17 protein-coding genes are annotated in these 17747 nt (G+C 69.8%); 8 read left to right on the plus strand and 9 right to left on the minus strand.

Features of this window, described 5'->3' with window-relative positions:
• Window positions 1-241: 241 nt before the first annotated feature.
• Window positions 242-1000: a PAQR family membrane homeostasis protein TrhA gene (trhA, locus tag ACZ5L9_RS10805; protein WP_464527502.1), complete on the minus strand. Its 759-nt coding sequence runs from the start codon at window positions 998-1000 to the stop codon at window positions 242-244.
• A 71-nt stretch (window positions 1001-1071) separates the two neighbouring features.
• Here trhA and ACZ5L9_RS10810 point away from each other — a divergent pair, with 71 nt between their 5' ends.
• The 4 genes from ACZ5L9_RS10810 to ACZ5L9_RS10825 all read left to right on the plus strand — a co-directional run bounded on the left by ACZ5L9_RS10810 (window position 1072) and on the right by ACZ5L9_RS10825 (window position 5313).
• A complete protein-coding gene (locus tag ACZ5L9_RS10810; protein WP_464527504.1) occupies window positions 1072-1848 on the plus strand; it encodes an isoprenyl transferase in 777 nt (258 codons plus the stop codon).
• Between the two features lie 285 nt (window positions 1849-2133).
• Window positions 2134-3492 (plus strand): PhoH family protein, encoded by a 1359-nt coding sequence (locus ACZ5L9_RS10815; RefSeq protein WP_464527506.1) that lies wholly within the window; start codon window positions 2134-2136, stop codon window positions 3490-3492.
• Between the two features lie 187 nt (window positions 3493-3679).
• Window positions 3680-4375 (plus strand): aggregation-promoting factor C-terminal-like domain-containing protein, encoded by a 696-nt coding sequence (locus ACZ5L9_RS10820; protein WP_464527508.1) that lies wholly within the window; start codon window positions 3680-3682, stop codon window positions 4373-4375.
• 260 nt (window positions 4376-4635) lie between these two features.
• Window positions 4636-5313: a GOLPH3/VPS74 family protein gene (locus ACZ5L9_RS10825; protein ID WP_464527510.1), complete on the plus strand. Its 678-nt coding sequence runs from the start codon at window positions 4636-4638 to the stop codon at window positions 5311-5313.
• A 53-nt stretch (window positions 5314-5366) separates the two neighbouring features.
• On the opposite strand, the gene ACZ5L9_RS10830 is transcribed toward ACZ5L9_RS10825, so the two are convergent.
• The 3 genes from ACZ5L9_RS10830 to ACZ5L9_RS10840 form a co-directional block, all read right to left on the minus strand.
• Window positions 5367-6779 (minus strand): class II fumarate hydratase, encoded by a 1413-nt coding sequence (locus ACZ5L9_RS10830; RefSeq protein ID WP_464527512.1) that lies wholly within the window; start codon window positions 6777-6779, stop codon window positions 5367-5369.
• Between the two features lie 52 nt (window positions 6780-6831).
• A complete protein-coding gene (locus tag ACZ5L9_RS10835) occupies window positions 6832-7677 on the minus strand; it encodes an acyl-CoA thioesterase domain-containing protein (protein ID WP_464527514.1) in 846 nt (281 codons plus the stop codon).
• Between the two features lie 72 nt (window positions 7678-7749).
• Window positions 7750-8409 carry a spermidine synthase gene (locus ACZ5L9_RS10840; RefSeq protein WP_464527516.1) on the minus strand — a complete coding sequence of 220 codons (660 nt, stop codon included), beginning with the start codon at window positions 8407-8409 and terminating at the stop codon, window positions 7750-7752.
• A 93-nt stretch (window positions 8410-8502) separates the two neighbouring features.
• Between ACZ5L9_RS10840 and ACZ5L9_RS10845 the strand changes: the two genes are divergently transcribed.
• Window positions 8503-8694 carry a hypothetical protein gene (locus ACZ5L9_RS10845; RefSeq protein ID WP_464527518.1) on the plus strand — a complete coding sequence of 64 codons (192 nt, stop codon included), beginning with the start codon at window positions 8503-8505 and terminating at the stop codon, window positions 8692-8694.
• A 51-nt stretch (window positions 8695-8745) separates the two neighbouring features.
• Here the strand turns inward: ACZ5L9_RS10845 and ACZ5L9_RS10850 are convergent, their stop codons facing one another.
• A complete protein-coding gene (locus ACZ5L9_RS10850) occupies window positions 8746-10449 on the minus strand; it encodes a fumarate hydratase (RefSeq protein ID WP_464527520.1) in 1704 nt (567 codons plus the stop codon).
• A gap of 97 nt (window positions 10450-10546) precedes the next feature.
• Between ACZ5L9_RS10850 and ACZ5L9_RS10855 the strand changes: the two genes are divergently transcribed.
• From ACZ5L9_RS10855 to ACZ5L9_RS10865, 3 genes are read left to right on the plus strand one after another with little or no spacing between them, the layout of a single operon-like run.
• Complete coding sequence (locus ACZ5L9_RS10855; protein ID WP_464527522.1) at window positions 10547-11176, plus strand: carboxymuconolactone decarboxylase family protein; 630 nt, start codon at window positions 10547-10549, stop codon at window positions 11174-11176.
• Between the two features lie 17 nt (window positions 11177-11193).
• Window positions 11194-12075: an RNA polymerase sigma-70 factor gene (locus ACZ5L9_RS10860; RefSeq protein ID WP_464527525.1), complete on the plus strand. Its 882-nt coding sequence runs from the start codon at window positions 11194-11196 to the stop codon at window positions 12073-12075.
• A 38-nt stretch (window positions 12076-12113) separates the two neighbouring features.
• Window positions 12114-13271 carry an FAD-dependent oxidoreductase gene (locus ACZ5L9_RS10865; RefSeq protein WP_464527527.1) on the plus strand — a complete coding sequence of 386 codons (1158 nt, stop codon included), beginning with the start codon at window positions 12114-12116 and terminating at the stop codon, window positions 13269-13271.
• Between the two features lie 27 nt (window positions 13272-13298).
• Here ACZ5L9_RS10865 and ACZ5L9_RS10870 read toward each other — a convergent pair whose 3' ends face one another.
• Genes ACZ5L9_RS10870 through ACZ5L9_RS10885 form a run of 4 tightly spaced genes read right to left on the minus strand, consistent with a single transcriptional unit; the run spans window position 13299 to window position 17611 of the window.
• Window positions 13299-14513 carry an ABC transporter ATP-binding protein gene (locus ACZ5L9_RS10870; RefSeq protein WP_464527529.1) on the minus strand — a complete coding sequence of 405 codons (1215 nt, stop codon included), beginning with the start codon at window positions 14511-14513 and terminating at the stop codon, window positions 13299-13301.
• A 4-nt stretch (window positions 14514-14517) separates the two neighbouring features.
• Entirely contained in the window at window positions 14518-15384 is an 867-nt protein-coding gene (locus ACZ5L9_RS10875; protein WP_464527531.1) for a carbohydrate ABC transporter permease, read from the minus strand.
• A complete protein-coding gene (locus ACZ5L9_RS10880; protein ID WP_464527533.1) occupies window positions 15384-16334 on the minus strand; it encodes a carbohydrate ABC transporter permease in 951 nt (316 codons plus the stop codon). The genes ACZ5L9_RS10875 and ACZ5L9_RS10880 overlap by 1 nt, the downstream gene beginning before the upstream one ends.
• The gene (locus ACZ5L9_RS10885) at window positions 16331-17611 is read right to left on the minus strand and encodes an extracellular solute-binding protein (RefSeq protein WP_464527536.1); all 1281 of its coding nucleotides are present in this window, start codon (window positions 17609-17611) and stop codon (window positions 16331-16333) included. Before ACZ5L9_RS10885 ends, ACZ5L9_RS10880 begins: the two co-directional genes overlap by 4 nt.
• Window positions 17612-17747 lie beyond the last annotated feature (136 nt).

Consider the following 17747-nt stretch of genomic DNA (forward strand, 5'->3'; position numbering starts at 1 on the left):
GAGGTAGCACGGTGACGCAGCGGGCTGCTACCCACGTGGACATCGTGTTACCCCTGCCGGCGGCAGGCGGAGCTGACCGCGCCCACCCACCCAGGGGACCGACTGCGCGCCCTCAGTATCCGCAAAGTGTCACCGTGACACTTTGCGCCTCGAGTGACAGTTCAAGATGTCACTCGAGCCGCGAACTATCACGGTGACAGTTCGGATCTATCACGGTGACACTTTGGCCACCGGCCGAGCCTCAGCGCAGCGCGTACGTCGCGAGCGACACGCCGGTGTAGTGCGCGGCGAAGGCCAGGATGGTGAACGCGTGGAACACCTCGTGGAATCCGAAGGTCCGTGGCCAGGGGTTGGGCCGCTTGAAGCCGTAGACCACTCCGCCGAACGTGTACAGAGCGCCGCCGACGCAGATCAGGGTGAAGATCGCGACGCCGACCCCGACGCCCAGCGCCTCGGCGCCGTGGAAGAACCCGGGGATGAAGAAGATCGCGGCCCAGCCGAGCGCGATGTAGAGGGGGACGTAGAGCCAGCGCGGGGCATCGGTCCAGAACACCCGGAAGAACACACCGCCGATCGCGCCGGCCCACACCACCGAGAGCAGCACCCAGCGGGACGTGCCGTGCAGCAGGAGCAGCGAGAACGGCGTGTACGAGCCGGCGATCATCACCATGATGTTGGCGTGGTCCCAGCGCTTCAGCATGCTGTAGACGCGGGGTGACCAGTAGCCGTTGCCGCGGTGGTAGACCGCCGAGACGGTGAAGAGCGTCAGCGCAGCCAGCGTGTAGACGACGGCGCCGATCGCGGCCGCGCGGGTGGGGGAGAGGGCGATCAGCACGATGCCTGCGGCGAGCACCAGGGGTGCCGTCGCGAGGTGCAGCCAGCCGCGCAGCTTGGGCTTGATCTCGGCGACCTTCTCCGAGATCGTCTCCGCGATCTGACCGGTGATCGAGCCGGCGACGGTGCCGAGACCTGGGCGCGCGTTGTCGGACGTCTCACTCATGCCCTGACGGTACCCGTCCGGGCCAACCCGCAGGCAACCCCGGAAAGGGTGATCCCCGATAGCCTTAGTGGGTGGCTGATTGGAAGGAAGGCGTACGACGGGTCTTCTACCCGGCGTACGAGGCGCGGCTCCAGAGCACCCTCGCCAACGAGAAGCTGCCGCAGCACATCGGCGTGATGCTCGACGGCAACCGCCGCTGGGCCAAGGCCGTGGGTCGCGACACCGCGCACGGCCACCGCGCCGGCGCCGCGAACATCGAGCCGCTGCTGACCTGGTGCGAGGAGGTCGGCGTCGAGGTCGTCACGCTGTGGCTGCTCTCCACCGACAACCTCAATCGGCCCGCCGCCGAGCTCGAGCCGCTGCTCCAGATCATCACCGAGGCCGTCGACTCCCTCGCCGACCAGCGCCGCTGGCGGATCCATCCGGTGGGCGCCCTCGACCTGCTCCCGGAGGCGGTGGCCGACCGGCTGCGCACCGCCGCGGACGCGACCCGCGACGTCGAGGGGATGCTGGTCAACGTCGCCGTCGGCTACGGCGGTCGCCGCGAGATCGCCGATGCCGTACGAGGGCTGCTGCAGGAGCACGCCGCCAAGGGCACCTCGCTGGAGGAGCTCGCCCAGATCCTCGACGTCGAGCACATCGCCGACCACCTCTACACCGCCGGCCAGCCCGACCCCGACCTGGTCATCCGCACCAGCGGGGAGCAGCGCCTCGGCGGCTTCCTGCTGTGGCAGAGCGCCAAGTCGGAGTTCTACTTCTGCGAGGCCTACTGGCCGGAGTTCCGCAAGGTCGACTTCCTGCGGGCCCTGCGGGCCTACTCGCAACGCGAGCGCAGGATGGGGCGCTAGCGATCCCTGGGACTGCTGGGACGCGCGAAACAGACTGTTCACATTCCCGCGGCGGCGTGTTGCGCTGATCCTTCGGGTACCGGTCGTACCGTCGAAGACAACAGCGGGTGGGGAAGCCCGCTGCACCAGGAGGCCCGTTCGTGAGCACTCACGACTACATCACCCGGCACACGCCGTGCTCGGGTGTGGGAGGTCGGCACTCCGGCCTTCGGGTCGCCCGGTCCGTAAGCGACAACTAGGACCGGGGCGCCGAGTGCGCGTCTGGGTTCGTAAGGGGTAAGCGCCGTGCCCAACCAGACCGCTTCGACCGAGACCGCCCGCAAGACCGCCACCACGAGCGGGAAGTCTCCGGTCAAGACCTACGTCCTCGACACCAGCGTGCTGCTCTCCGATCCCGGGGCGCTGAAGCGGTTCGCCGAGCACGAGGTGGTCCTCCCCGTCGTCGTGATCACGGAGCTGGAGGCCAAGCGCCACCACCCGGAGCTCGGCTACTTCGCCCGTACGGCCCTGCGCCAGCTCGACGCCCTGCGCGTCGCTCACGGCCACCTCGATCAGGCCGTGCCGATCGGCGAGGACGGCGGCACGATCCGCGTCGAGCTCAACCACACCGACTCCTCGACGCTGCCCTCCGGCTTCCGCCTGGGCGACAACGACACCCGCATCCTGGCGGTCGCGTACAACCTCTCGACCGAGGGCTTCGACGTCACGGTGGTCTCCAAGGACCTGCCGATGCGGATCAAGGCCTCGGCCGTCGGGCTCAACGCCGAGGAGTACCGCGGCGAGACGATCAGCGACTCCGACCCGGGCTACTCCGGCATGGCCGAGCTCGACGTCAGCGCCGCCGACCTCGACGAGCTGTACGACGACGGCGTGATCGACCACGACGCCGCCCGCGAGTACCCCTGCCACACCGGTCTCGTCCTGCTCTCGGATCGCGGCACCGCGCTGGGCCGGGTCGGACCCGACAAGCAGATCCACCTGGTCCGCGGCGACCGCGAGGCGTTCGGCCTGCACGGTCGCTCCGCCGAGCAGCGCATCGCCCTCGAGATGCTGCTCGACCCGGAGGTCGGCATCGTCTCCCTCGGCGGCCGGGCCGGCACCGGCAAGTCGGCGCTCGCGCTCTGCGCCGGCCTCGAGGCCGTGATGGAGCGCCGTCAGCACAAGAAGGTCGTCATCTTCCGCCCGCTCTTCGCGGTCGGTGGCCAGGAGCTCGGCTACCTGCCCGGCACCGAGGCCGAGAAGATGGGCCCCTGGGGTCAGGCGGTGTTCGACACCCTCGGCGCCGTCACCTCGCAGGACGTGATCGACGAGATCCTCGACCGGGGGATGCTGGAGGTGCTCCCGCTCACCCACATCCGCGGGCGCTCGCTGCACGACTCGTACGTGATCGTCGACGAGGCCCAGTCGCTGGAGCGCAACGTGCTCCTGACCGTCCTCTCCCGGATCGGTGCGAACTCCAAGGTGGTGCTCACCCACGACGTCGCGCAGCGCGACAACCTGCGGGTCGGTCGGCACGACGGCGTCGTCGCGGTGGTGGAGAAGCTCAAGGGCCATCCGCTGTTCGCGCACGTCACCCTGACCCGCTCGGAGCGCTCGCCGATCGCCGCGCTGGTCACCGAGATGCTGGAGTCCGTCGTCATTTGACCTGTCAAGACCCAATCGCCCGGGACCTCTGGTGCTGCTGTGACTGCAGTGGCGCCAGAGGTCCCGTATTTGGGCCGTACCGGCGTGGTTGGGTTTGCATCCACTTGTCCAGTCATGCACTGTGTTCCGAGTTGTCTGACCCCCAAGACGACGCGCGACCCTGGCCCCCGACCCAGAGAACGAGACCTTGTCGAAGCACGCCGCCTACACCCCGAAGCATCGGGGAGCCGTCGAGCGACCCCTCGTCGAGGCGCCCAAGAAGGCGCTGAAGAAGACGCTGGTCCTCTCGGCACTCGCGGTCGGTGGCACCGGTCTGGTCGTGGGCGGCGGGCTCGCCATCGCCGGCGGCACGCCGTCGGTCTCGATGGCCGAGGACATCGCCAACCCGGTCTCCGCGGCCCAGAGCACCCCGGCCCCCGAGTCCGAGGTCTCGCAGAGTGCCGCGGCCGACATCGCCGCGCGCCGTGACACCGTCTCCCGCTCCGAGAGCCGCGACGCGGTCGACCCGACCAAGAAGGCCGCTCTCGGCCTCGCCGCCGGCACCGCCGCCCGCGCCGTCGTGCAGACCGAGGACCTCGGCTCCACCGGCGACCCGAAGGCGATCGCCTCGGCGCTGCTCGCCTCCTACGGGTGGAGCGGCGACCAGTTCAGCTGCCTGGTGAACCTCTGGAACCGCGAGTCCGGCTGGAACGTGCATGCGGCCAACCCCTCCGGCGCGTACGGCATCCCGCAGTCCCTGCCCGGCTCCAAGATGGCCTCCGCCGGTGCCGACTGGCAGGACAACGCCGAGACCCAGATCAAGTGGGGCCTGGGCTACATCCAGGACCGCTACGGCAGCCCCTGCGGCGCCTGGGGTCACTCCGAGTCCTACAACTGGTACTGATCCGGGACGCGTCAGCGGACCGGATCGTCGGTGGTCGAGTAGCGCCCACGGCCGAGCCTCTGAGGCCGTGACGGCGCGTATCGAGACCGTCTGCGGCACCCGGCACGCACGCTCGCGGCGTTGTCGGGCCTCGACGGCCCGCTTCGCTCGAAGGCCGACTTCGGCCCTCCGCCTTGCGATCGCACGCACCGGGCACCGCAGGTCGCAGCTCGGTGCGCGTATCGAGACCGAGTCCGCCTGCTCGGCGCTAGCCTGAGGGCGTGCTCATCGCGGAGGACCTGCTCCTGCTGCTGCTCGACGACGAGAGCGGCGCGAACCAGACCACCTTCATGCGCCCCGGGCTCGGGGGTGCGCTGCTGGTCGAGCTCGCGACGGGCGGGTGCGTGAGCGTCGGCGACCGTCGGGTGTTCCGTACGGCCAAGGTGGCGGTCGTGCCCGGCGCACCCGCCCCGGACGACGAGCTGCTCGCGGCCGCACTCGCGAGCGTCGCCTCGAAGCCGCGCAGCGCGCAGGACCTGGTCAGCCGGCTCGGCAAGGACCTCCAGCCGGTGCTCTGCGAGCGGCTCGCCGCGCGCGGCGTCCTCGAGCACCGCTCCAGCCGGGTGCTGGGGCTGTTCCCGCGCGAGCGCTGGCCGGTGCGCGACACCCAGCGCGAGGAGGAGGTCAGGCGGTCGATGACGCTGGCCCTCATCCGCGGGCAGGATCCCGACGACCGTACGGCCGCGCTGATCGCGCTGCTGTTCGCGCTCGACCGGGTGCATAAGAGCATCGACCGCGAGAGCACGCCGGCCCGTGAGGTGAAGCGCCGCGCCAAGCAGATCGCCGAGGGCAACTGGGCGGCCGCCGGCGTACGCGACGCGGTGCAGGCCGCGATGGCGGCGACGACCGCGGCTGCCGCGGCGGGCGGTGCCGCAGCCGCGACCGGTGCCGTGAGCTGACCTCTCGACCCGCAACAAGTGACCTCTCGACCCGCGAGAAGTGACGTCTCGGCTCAGGGGTGCGTCATCGACTCCACATCGAGGGCCGCATCCAGCTGTTCGAGGGTGATCTCGCCCCGGTCGACGTAGCCGAGCTGTAGCACGGTCTCACGGATGGTGGCCCCGTCGGCGAGTGCCTGCTTGGCGATCTTCGCGGCGGCCTCGTAGCCGACGTACTTGTTGAGCGGCGTGACGATCGAGGGGGAGGACTCCGCGTACGCGCGCATCCGCGCGACGTTGGCGCTGATGCCATCGACGGTGCGCTCGGCCAGGACGGTCATCGAGGTCGAGAGCAGCCGGATCGACTCGAGCAGATTGCGGGCGATCACCGGCATCGCGACGTTGAGCTCGAACGAGCCGGACGCCCCGGCGACGGCCACGGCGGCGTCGTTGCCGATCACCTGGAAGGCGACCATCAGGGTCGCCTCGGGCAGCACCGGGTTCACCTTGCCGGGCATGATCGAGGAGCCCGGCTGCAGGTCGGGCAGGTGGATCTCGGCGAGCCCCGCGGTCGGTCCCGAGGACATCCAGCGCAGGTCGTTGTTGATCTTGATCAGGCCGACGGCGATCGTGCGCAGGACGCCGGAGAGCTCGACGAGCGAGTCTCGCGTGCTCTGGGCCTCGAAGTGGTTGCGGGCCTCGGTGAAGGGCTGTCCGGTACGGCGCGACAGCTCGGCGATCACGGCCTGCGGGAAGCCGGCGGGCGTGTTGATCCCGGTGCCGACGGCGGTACCGCCCAGCGGCAGCTCGCGCACGCGCGGCAGCACGGAGGTGAGCCGCTCGGCCGCGTAGCCGAGCGTGGCGGCGTACCCCCCGAACTCCTGGCCGAGGGTGACCGGGGTGGCGTCCATCAGGTGGGTGCGGCCCGCCTTCACCAGGTCGGCGAACTCGACCGCCTTGGCGTCGAACGCGCTGGTCAGCCGGTCGACCGCGGGCAGCAGCTGCTCGGTCACGGCCAGTGCGGCGGCGACGTGGATCGCGGTCGGGAAGGTGTCGTTCGAGGATTGCGAGGCGTTGACGTGGTCGTTGGGGTGCACCGCCGCTCCGCCGGCGCGCGCCACCAGGGCGGCGATCACCTCGTTGGCGTTCATGTTCGACGAGGTGCCCGATCCGGTCTGGAAGACGTCGATGGGGAACGCGTCGTCGTGGCGCCCCTCGGCGACCTCGTCGGCCGCGGCCACGATCGCGTGCGCCCGCTCCGGGGTGAGGACGCTGAGCTCGGCGTTGATCGTCGCGGCAGCGGCCTTCACGTGCCCGATCGCGTGGATCAGGGCCGGCTCGATCGGGGTGCCGGAGATCGGGAAGTTCTCCACGGCGCGCTGGGTCTGCGCCGCCCACAGCGCGTCCGCCGGAACCCGCACCTCACCCATGCTGTCGTGCTCGATGCGGAAGTCTTGGTCACCACTCAGATCGTTCACGCTGGGCATAGCACCGAACGTACCCGGCTTATGCCTGACCCAATCCGCCGAGCCGGCGAGCCTAGGCCCGGGTGGTGGGGTCGACGCCCTCGTGCGAGAGATCGACGGTGCGGTGCGTGTTGGCCAGTGCGGTGACCGTGGCCGTGCCGATCGTGCCGCCTCGGTCGAACACCTCGGCGGTGCCGACCGCGAGGCCGTCGACCGAGACGTGGTCGACCGTGCGCAGCCCGACCTGGACGCCCTGCGGCAGCCGGGAGAGCGCGAGGCTGATGTCGGTGTTGATGTACTCGATCCCGCCGGCACCCCAGTTGGTCACCATGCTGGTGGCATCCGCGATCGAGGCCACCGCCTGGAACGGCGTCATCTGCTCCCCGGCCACGGTCGGCAGGGCGGTCTGCCAGGTCGCGTGCCGGCCGGCGTTCTGGTGATCGCTGAACGTCTGCGACCAGCCGGCCTTGCTGCGGAACCACGGCACGTGCGGCTCATCGGTCTCCGGCGCCCACTCCAGCGGCGGGGGAGTGCCGCGATCGTGGCTGCCCCAGACGTCGCCGGTCGTCGACGACGTCGGCATCAGGAAGGTCGCCGAAGCCCGCGAGCAGACCATCTCAGCGCCCGGTTCGCCCGAGGGATCGGCCTGGACCAGGTCGGCGTCCAGCAGCGCCAGCCGTGGCCCGCGCCGCACGGTCCGCACCCGGACGTACGTCGTGACCATCCGTGCCGGCCGGAAGAGATCCACGTGATATCGCGCCGGGATCAGGTCGCCGGCGCCCAGCTCCTCCTCCATCGCCTTCGCCAGCAGCCCGCTCGCCGCGACGCCGTGGATGGTGTCGGGGGACCAGAGCCCGGCCGCGATCGGCGTCGGCTCGAAGCCGTCGGGCGTACGGCGGAAGAAGACCAGGTCGCTCATGACGCCACCCTATAGAACGTGTTCTATGGAAGGGGTCGATCGGCACATCGAGCGGCTCGCGACCGGGACGCTCTAGACGTGACCGACGTACAGGAGATAGGTCTCCGCACGGCCCTGCAGGTCGACGTCGTAGGAGACCTCGGCCATCCGCCAGGGGCCGAACACCCGGCCCATCGTGGCCAGCAGCTCGGGTGACTCGGCGGCGCTCCACACCACGACCATGCCGCCCGGCCGGGTCGCACGCTGCGCCTCCTCGAGCGAGGGCGCCTCGTAGAGGTCCGCGTTGGCATCGTGGACCAGGTAGCCGGGGCCGTTGTCGACGTCGAGCAGGACCAGGTCGTACTCCGAGGGCGGCGCCTCGCGCAGCGCCACGGCGACGTCGGCCACGAGGATCGTGACGCGGGGGTCGGCGAGCAGCTCCGGGCCGTACGGGACGGTGCCGTCGTTCATCCATCCGACCAGGGCCGGCTCGATCTCGACGACCGTCACCGCCCGCACCCGCGGGTCGGCCAGGGTGGCGGCGAGGGTGAAGCCCAGACCCAGGCCGCCGATCAGGATGGTCTCGGGGTGGTCGTGCAGCTCGAGCGCACGGGTGGCCAGCTCCCGCTCGGTCGAGGTCTCGACGGTGTCCATCACGAAGACGCCGTTGGCCCTCAGCTCCAGTGAGCCGTCCTCGCGGCGCCGCAGCACCAGCTCACCGCTCGCCGACTCGCTGCGCGCCACCTCGTCCACGGGCCCAGTGTTCCAGCCCAGTCTTCCAGCCCAGTCTTCCAGCCCGGACTTCCCGGACGTGTGCCGCGGTGCGGTGCGGGCTACCTGACCGGCATGAGCGAGCAGAGCGAGGGCCAGGTCAGCGAGGTGCAGCGCCTCGACGAGGACGACGCCGAGAACCCGATCAGCCCGGAGGACGCGACGACGGGTGCGCCCGACGGCGAGTCGGGCGACGCGGACACGCGAGGCAGCGGCCCGGGCGCCGTCCCGCCGGAGAACCGGCGCGACAACGATATGAAGCCGTAGGAGTCGTGCACCTGCGAGGCGCGGGCGCCTCGCTGAGGCGCACGACGTCGATCAGCGCTCGCGGGAGCGGACCCGGATTCCGCTGAGCGGGACGGTGACGGTGCCGCTCGGGTCCTGGAAGAAGTCGTTGCCCTTGTCGTCGACGACGATGAAGGCCGGGAAGTCCTCGACCTCGATCTTCCAGACCGCCTCCATGCCGAGCTCCTCGTACTCGATCACCTCGACGGACTTGATGCAGTCCTGGGCGAGGCGGGCAGCGGGGCCGCCGATCGAGCCGAGGTAGAAGCCGCCGTGGCTGTGGCAGGCCTCCGTCACGACCTTGGAGCGGTTCCCCTTCGCCAGCATCACCATCGAGCCGCCGGCGGCCTGGAACTGCTCCACGTAGGAGTCCATCCGGCCGGCCGTGGTCGGGCCGAAGGAGCCCGACGCCATCCCGTCCGGCGTCTTCGCCGGGCCGGCGTAGTAGACCGGGTGGTCCTTGAGGTACTGCGGCATCTCCTCGCCGGCGTCCAGGCGCTCCTTGATCTTGGCGTGCGCGATGTCGCGCGCCACCACGAGCGGGCCGGTCAGGGAGAGACGGGTCTTCACCGGCAGCTGGGAGAGCGTGCTGAGGATCTTTGCCATCGGCTGGTTGAGGTCGATCGAGACGACCTCGCCGGAGGCGATGTCCTCGGCGACGCCCGCGTCGGGCATGTAGTGGGCCGGGTCGGTCTCGAGCTGCTCGAGGAAGACGCCCTCGGCGGTGATCTTGCCCAGCGCCTGGCGGTCGGCCGAGCAGGAGACGGCGATCGCGACCGGGCACGAGGCGCCGTGACGGGGGAGACGGACGACGCGGACGTCGTGGCAGAAGTACTTGCCGCCGAACTGCGCGCCGATGCCGAAGGACTGGGTCAGCTTGAAGACCTCCTCCTCCAGCTCCAGGTCGCGGAAGCCGTGACCGGAGATGTCGCCGGAGGTCGGCAGGTTGTCGAGGTAGTGCGCGGAGGCGTACTTGGCGGTCTTCAGCGCGAACTCCGCCGACGTACCGCCGATGACGATCGCGAGGTGGTACGGGGGACAGGCGGCCGTGCCGAGCGACTTGAGCTTCTCGTCGAGGAACTCCAGGATCCGCTTCGGGTTCAGGATCGCCTTCGTCTCCTGGTAGAGGAAGGACTTGTTGGCCGAGCCGCCACCCTTGGCCATGAAGAGGAACTTGTATTCGGGGCCGTGCCCGTCAGCAGTGTCCGCCGAGGACGGCGTCGAGTAGAGCTCGATCTGCGCCGGCAGGTTGTTGCCGGTCGGCTTCTCGTCGTAGGTGGTGATCGGAGCGAGCTGCGAGTAGCGCAGGTTGAGCTTGGTGTAGGCGTCGTACACGCCCTGGGAGATGACCTCGGCGTCGTCGACGCCGGTCAGCACGCCCTCGGCCTTCTTGCCCATCACGATCGCGGTGCCGGTGTCCTGGCACATCGGCAGCACGCCGCCGGCGGAGATGTTGACGTTCTTGAGCAGGTCGAGCGCCACGAAGCGGTCGTTGCCCGAGGCCTCCGGGTCGTCGATGATCTTGCGGAGCTGCCGCAGGTGGGCTGGGCGCAGGTAGTGCTGGATGTCGTGGATCGCCTCGTAGGTGAGCCGGCGGATCGCCTCCGGGTCCACCTTCAGGAAGGTCTGGCCGTCGACCGTGACGGTCGAGACGCCTTCCTTGGTGATCAGCCGGTACGGCGTGGTGTCCTCGCCGATCGGAAGGAGGTCGGAGTACCGGAACGCTGCGTCAGCCACGGTTACGCAGAATATCCGCCCGCGTGTCACATCCTGCGATCGGCCGGTGTCTGGATGTCATCAACCCCCTTGAAGGCATCGAAGAAGGAGAAATGACATGACCACCCGAGTCCCCGCCACGCAGATCACCGGACCGTACGGCGCCCTGGTGAAGATGTTCTCGCGCCGCATGTTCGGCTCGGTCCCGGAGTCCCTCGGCGTGATGTGGCACAACGTGCCCGTGCTCAAGGCCTCGATGGGCTTCGGCCAGAAGCTGAAGAAGTGGGACGCCTGCGACGAGCAGCTCAAGACGTACGCCCACATGGCGGTCGCGTCCTTCGTCGGCTGCACCTGGTGCCTGGACTTCAACTACTTCATGGCTCGCGACGCGGGCCTCGATCTGGAGAAGGCTCGCGAGATCCCGCGCTGGCGCGAGTCCGACGTCTTCACCAGCCTGGAGCGGGAGGTTCTGGAGTACGCCGAGGCGATGACCACCACGCCGCTCACCGTCACCGACGCGATGGTCGCCAGCCTGCTGCGCCAGCTCGGGCCGGCCGCGGTCGTCGAGCTGACCAACGTGATCGGCTTCGCCAACCTCACCACCCGCGGCAACGTCGCGCTCGGCATCGAGTCCGAGGGCTTCGCCGCCGCATGCGGCCTGCTCCCGCTCAGCCCTCCGTCCGCCGAGCTTGTCGAGGCGCCTCGACCCCTCGACAAGCTCGGGACGGCGCAAGCTCGGCGGGCGTAGCGGGTAGCGTCCCGGGCATGAGCGACGATCCGTTCGTCCGACACCGCAGCCTGCTCTTCACCGTGGCCTACGAGATGCTCGGCTCGGCGGCCGATGCCGAGGACGTCGTGCAGGAGAGCTGGCTGCGCTGGGACGGTCTCAGCCCGGCGGCCCGTGACGACGTGCTCGACCCGCGGGCCTACCTCGTCCGCACCGTCACGCGGCAGTCGCTCAACCGGCTGCGCACGATGGCGCGGCGCAAGGAGGAGTACGTCGGCGAGTGGCTGCCCGAGCCGCTGCTGACCGCGCCGGACGTCGCCGAGGACGTGGAGCTCGCCGAGAGCATCTCGCTGGCGATGCTGACCGTGCTGGAGACGCTCACGCCGACCGAGCGGGCGGTCTTCGTGCTGCGGGAGGTCTTCGACGTGCCGTACGAGGAGATCGCCGGCGCCGTCGACAAGACGCCGTCGGCCGTACGCCAGGTCGCGCACCGGGCGCGCTCGCACGTCGCGGCCCGCCGGCCGCGGGTGGTCGTGGACCGGGGCGAGCAGCGGGCCGTGATGGAGCGATTCGTCGCGGCGCTGCAGGGCGGGGACGTGCAGGCGCTGATGGACGTGCTGGCTCCCGACGTGGTGCTCATCGCCGACGGCGGCGGCTTCGCCCAGGCGGTGCGCGTCCCGATCCAGGGCGCGAAGAAGATCGTCGCCTTCCTCAGCAAGTACCCGCGCTTCTCGGCCGGCACCGAGCTGCGGATCGTCTGGATCAACGGCGCGCCCGCGCTGCGGATGGACGGGCCCGACCCGGTCGGGGTCTCGACGATCAGCGCGGAGATCGTGGACGGCCGGATCGCCCGGTTCTTCGCTGTCCGCAACCCGCACAAGCTGGGCCGGATCGACGACGCGACGATCCTCACGCGCTGACCGGGCATGCGGCCGGCCGGTCCCGCGTTGAGGGGGACGTGCACCTCCACGACGCGATCGTCATCGGGGCCGGCCAGGCCGGCCTGTCGACGTCGTACCACCTGAAGCGGCGCGGCATCGAGCACGTCGTCCTCGACGCCGACGCCCGCCCGGGCGGCGCCTGGCAGCACCGCTGGGACTCTCTGACGATGGCCGACGTGCACGGTGTCGCCGACCTGCCTGATGCGCCGGCGCCGAGCGGCTCGCGCGCTCGCGCCAACCAGGTGATCGCCGACTGGTTCGCGTCCTACGAGGCCGACCAGGGGCTGCCGGTGGAGCGGCCGGTGAAGGTCGATGGGGTGACGTCGGAGGGCGATCTGCTCGCCGTGCACGCAGGGGAGCGCACCTGGCTGACCCGCACCCTGGTCAACGCGACCGGTACGTGGACGCGCCCCTTCGTACCGTACTACCCGGGCGGCGAGACCTTCCTCGGCGAGCAGCTGCACACCCACGACTACCCGGGCGCCGCGCACTTCGCCGGCAAGCGGGTCCTGGTCGTCGGCGGGGGAGCCTCGGCGGTCCAGTTCCTGGGTGAGCTCGCCCCAGTCACCGACACGCTGTGGGTCACCCGCCACGAGCCGGTCTGGGTCGAGCGCGACGGCACCGACGGCGAGGGCTTCGACGGCCGAGGTGCCGTGGCCAAGGTGCTCGAGCGGGTCCGCGAGGGTCTGCCACCGGCGAGCGTGGTGAGCGTGACCGGGCTGGCGCTGCGCCCCCAGGAGCGGCTCGCCGAGAGCCTCGGGGCGTACGACCGCCGGCCGATGTTCGCCCGGATCGAGCCAGACGGGGTGCGCTGGGCGCCGGTGACCGGCCCTTCGACAGGCTCAGGGACCGTTTCAGGGGCCGGGGACTTCGAGTCAGGGGCCGGGGACTTCGAACGCGTCGACGTGATCCTGTGGGCGACCGGCTTCCGCCCGGCCGTCGACCACCTGGCACCGCTGCGGCTGCGCAGCAGCCACGGCGGGATCGCCCTGCTGCCCGGCGGGTCCGACGTCCAGACCGCCGTCACCGCCGCCCGTGACGAGCGCGTCCAGCTGGTCGGCTACGGCCCGTCCGCGAGCACGATCGGCGCGAGCCGGGCCGGCCGAGCCGCCGCCCTCGCCGTACGACGCCTGCTCGCCGCGTCGGCGAAGGCCGCAGCGGCGCCGGCCTCCTGAGCCACCGCCCGCGAACCGGCGATCGGATCAGGCCTCCACGGCGCCGACGGCCTCCTTGGCCGGGATCCTCCCGGCGTTCGACAGGTCGACGGTCAGGTTGTCGGTGCTCGACGGATCGAACAGGTGCACCTTCGCCGCGTCCATCCAGATCTTCACCGGGTCGCCGGCCTGCACCCGGCTGGAGCCGTCGAGGGTGATGACGAGCTGCGTCCTCACCACCTCGCCGTCGAGCTCCTGCTCGAGCTGGGTGAGCTGGCTCTGCACCTCCGGGGGAGCCTCGAACGGGATGTAGGCGTAGGTCTCGTTGCCCAGCCACTCGACCACGTCCACGGTCGCCTCGAAGGTGTTGTCGGCCGAGGCGTCGCGGGCGTGGGGTGCCGAGGCCTCGGCGAAGCTCTCCGGCCGGATGCCGGCGATCAGTAGACCCTTGCCCGCGACGGCGCGCGCCTTCTCCTCCGGGATCTGCACCTCGCCGAAGGGGAGCTTCAAGGTGGTGCCCTCGACCGTGGCCGGCATGAAGTTCATCGGCGGGGAGCCGATGAAGCCGGCGACGAACAGGTTGGCGGGGTTGTCGTAGAGCTCCCGCGGGGTGGCCAGCTGCTGCAGCAGTCCCCGCTTGAGCACCGCGACACGGTGGCCGAGCGTCATCGCCTCGATCTGGTCGTGGGTGACGTAGACGGTGGTGATGCCCATCCGCTTCTGCAGCCGGGAGATCTCGGTGCGCATCTGCCCGCGCAGCTTGGCGTCGAGGTTGGACAGCGGCTCGTCGAAGAGGAAGGCGTCGGCGTTGCGGACGATCGCGCGGCCCATCGCCACCCGCTGACGCTGGCCGCCGGACAGGTTGGCCGGCTTGCGGTCGAGGTGCTCGTTGAGCTCGAGGGTCTCGGCGGCGGCCTTCACCTTCTCCTCCACCTCCTTGTCCGAGGCGCCGGCCAGCCGGAGCGGGAAGGCGATGTTCTCGTAGACGGTCAGGTGCGGGTAGAGCGCGTAGTTCTGGAAGACCATCGCCAGGTTGCGGTCGCGCGGCGCCAGGTCGTTGACCCTCTTGTCGCCGATGAGCATGTCGCCGGAGGTGATGTCCTCCAGCCCGACGATCATCCGCAGCAGGGTCGACTTCCCGCAGCCGGAGGGCCCGACGAGGATCATGAACTCCCCGTCGGCGACGTCGATGCTGACGTCGTTGACCGCCGGGAAGCCATCGCCGTACGTCTTGACGATGTGGTTCATGGTGATGGAAGCCATCGGGTCACCCCTTCACCGCGCCGGACGTGAGGCCGGCGACGATCTTTCGCTGGAACAGCAGGACGATGATGATGATCGGGACCGTGACCACCACGGAGGCGGTGGCCAGCAGCCCGTACGGCGGGTTGAACGGATCCGGCCCGACGAAGAAGGACAGCTGCGCGGGCACGGTGCGGGTCGCTGTCGTGGAGGTCAACGAGATCGCCAGGACGAACTCGTTCCAGGCGAAGAAGAACGTCAGGATCGCCGCGGTGAACACGCCGGGCGCGGCGAGCGGCACGATCACCTTGCGGAACGCCTGCCACGGGGTGGCGCCGTCGACCTGGGCGGCCTGCTCCATCTCCCACGGGATCTCGCGGAAGAACGCCGACAGCGTCCAGATCGCGAGCGGCAGGGTGAAGGTCATGTACGGGATGATCAGACCGGGCCAGGTGTTGAACAGGTGCAGCGTCCGCCACAGGTCGAACAGTGGCCCGACCAGCGCGACCACCGGGAACATCGCGATCGCCAGCGCCAGCGAGAGCACCAGCCGCTTGCCCTTGAACTCCAGCCGGGCGATGGCGTAGGCCGCCAAGGTCGCGAAGATGACCGACAGCACCGTGGCGATCGCCGCGATCCCGAACGAGTTGCGCAGCGCGCTGAGGAAGTCGGTGTGGGTGCTCTCCTGGCCGGAGGTGACGCTGCCGAAGCCGAGGACGTCGCGGTAGTTCTGGATGGTCCAGTGCTTGGGGAGGAACTGCGCGCTGCCCGCGGCGGTCTCGCCGGGGCCCTTGAAGGACAGGGAGAGGATCCAGGCCACCGGGAGGAGGCACCAGACCAGGATGACGACGAAGCCGACGACGGTGCCGACCTTGTTGCGTCGCGCGCTCATCACGCCTCCCCTCGGGCCTGGGCCAGGTCGACCCGGAACAGCTTCACGATCAGCCAGGCCAGGAGCAGGACCGTGAGGAAGAGGAGCACCGACAAAGCCGAGCCCAGGCCGAGCTGGAACTGCTGGATCACCTGGCGATAGGTGAGGAAGGACGAGGACTCGGTGTCCTGCGCGCCTCGCGTCATCACGTAGATGTTGTCGAAGATGCGGAACGCGTCGAGTGCCCGGAAGAGCACCGCGACCATGATGGCCGCGCGCATGTTCGGGATGATCACCTTCCACAGCCGCTGCCACCACGTGGCGCCGTCGACCTGCGCGGCCTCGAGCATGTCCTCCGAGACCTGCGAGAGGCCGGCCAGCAGCAGCAGCGCCATGAACGGCGTGGTCTTCCAGATCTCGGAGACCATGATCGCGAACATCGCCGGCCAGTGACTGCCGAACCAGTTGGTGTCGGCGGTGATCCAGGGCAGCCAGGCGAACCAGCTGTTGACCCAGCCGTTGTTGAGGCTGAACGCGAACTGCCACGCGTAGGCCGAGACGACCGTGATGATGCCGTACGGGATCAGGATCGAGGTGCGGATCGCGCCCCTCGCGAAGACGATCCGGTGCATCACCATCGCGAACGCGAAGCCGATCACGAGCTCGACCGCCACGGTCACCACCATGATCACCACGGTGTTGACGGTGTCCTTCCAGAAGAGCGAGTCGGTGAGGACGGTGCCGTAGTTGGACAGCCCCACGAACGACTTGTCGTCGGGCGTGGTCAGCCGGTAGCGGAACAGCGAGAGGTAAAGCGCCTGGATCATCGGCCACGCGGTGACGAGCAGCATCACGATGACGGCCGGCAGCACCAGCCTCTGGCCGAGCCGGTTCTCGGCCCGCGAGCGGTCGCTCGTCACCGCCCGCTTGCCTGGCGGGGCGGTGGCGGCCGCCGTGGCGGTGGTGGTCACAGCAGGCTCCTTCCGTGGAGGACGTTGTCGATGAACGTCTGCGACGTCGCGGGCGTCGAGGAGCTGACGCCTGACGGCGGGTGCCAGGTCGACTGCAGCCCGCCGGAGATGTCGCTCCAGTACGGCGTCACCGTGCGGGGCGCGGCCTCGTTGAGGCTGTCCTGGAACAGCTGGAGCAGGTCGGCCGGATAGGTCTTCTGCAGCGCGTTGTCGTTGGCGGCGTAGCCCGCCTGGCTGGCCGGCATGTTGCCGGTGATCTCGGCGTTGACCTCTTGGTTCTCCGGGCTGGTGATGCACTTGATGGCCTGCATCGCATCGTCGACGTGCTTGGAGTAGGCGCTCACACCGAGGCCGATGCCGCCGTACGGTGGCCGCGACGGCTGACCCGCGACCGTCTCGGGGTAGCGGGTGTACCCGATGTCCTTGTTGAAGCCCTTATCGGTCGCCTCGTAGCTGTTGTAGATGTAGGTCCAGTTGACCATGAACGCGCCCTGGCTCCCGCCGAACGTGCTGCCGGCCTGGCCCTCCTGGGCCACCGACAGGTCCGCCGGCGCTGCGGAGGAGTGGGCGAGCTCCTGGATCACCGCGGCGGCCTGCTTGCCGGCCGGCGAGTCGATCTCGAGCTTCATGTCGAGGCCCTTGTCGGTGTCGGTCGCCAGCTGGCCCCCGGCGCCGGAGATCAGGGCGTTGATCCAGACGACATAGCCCTCGTACTTGTTGGCCTGGACCGCGACCTTGCCACCGTTGTCGGCGGCGGCCTTGATGATCTGGTCCCACGTGACGGGCTGGCTCATGTCGATGCCGGCCTTCTGGACGAAGGACTTCCGGTACCAGAGCACCTGGGTGTTGGACCAGAACGGCGCGACCACCATCTTGCCGTTCCAGGTGGCCGCCGCGGTCGCGCCCTTGAAGGACTGCTGCGTGAGGCTGTCCTGCAGCGCCTGCGGGATCGGCGCCAGGAAGCCGGCATTGGCGAACTCGGCCGTGAACGGCGGGTCGATGCTCATGATGTCGATGCCGGAGTCGTGGGCGGCCAGTCGTCTGGCCAGCTGGATCCTCTGCTCGTTGGCGTCCTGCGGCAGGACCTGCGTGGTGATCGTGTACTTGTCCGTGCTGCAGTTGGCCGCGACCTTGGCCTGGCCGCCGCTGTCCGGGTTCGTGTACCAGATCAGCTCGGGCTTGCTGCCGCTCGCCGCCCCACACGCCGTCAACGTCGTCGCCGCCAGGGCGCCGGCCGCCGCGACGGCGAGCCCTCTCCTTCGTCGCGATCGCGTCATGCGCGCTCTGCCCCTTCCCGAAAAATCGGCACAGTGACCTGCGTCACGCAAGCAGTTCCCCCTGGGGGCATGCCTCATGCCTCGGGGGGCATGACGTACAGTGATCGGCGCCACAGCAGTGGCGCCACTTCACTAA

This window comes from Nocardioides sp. JCM 18998, from assembly GCF_055391535.1.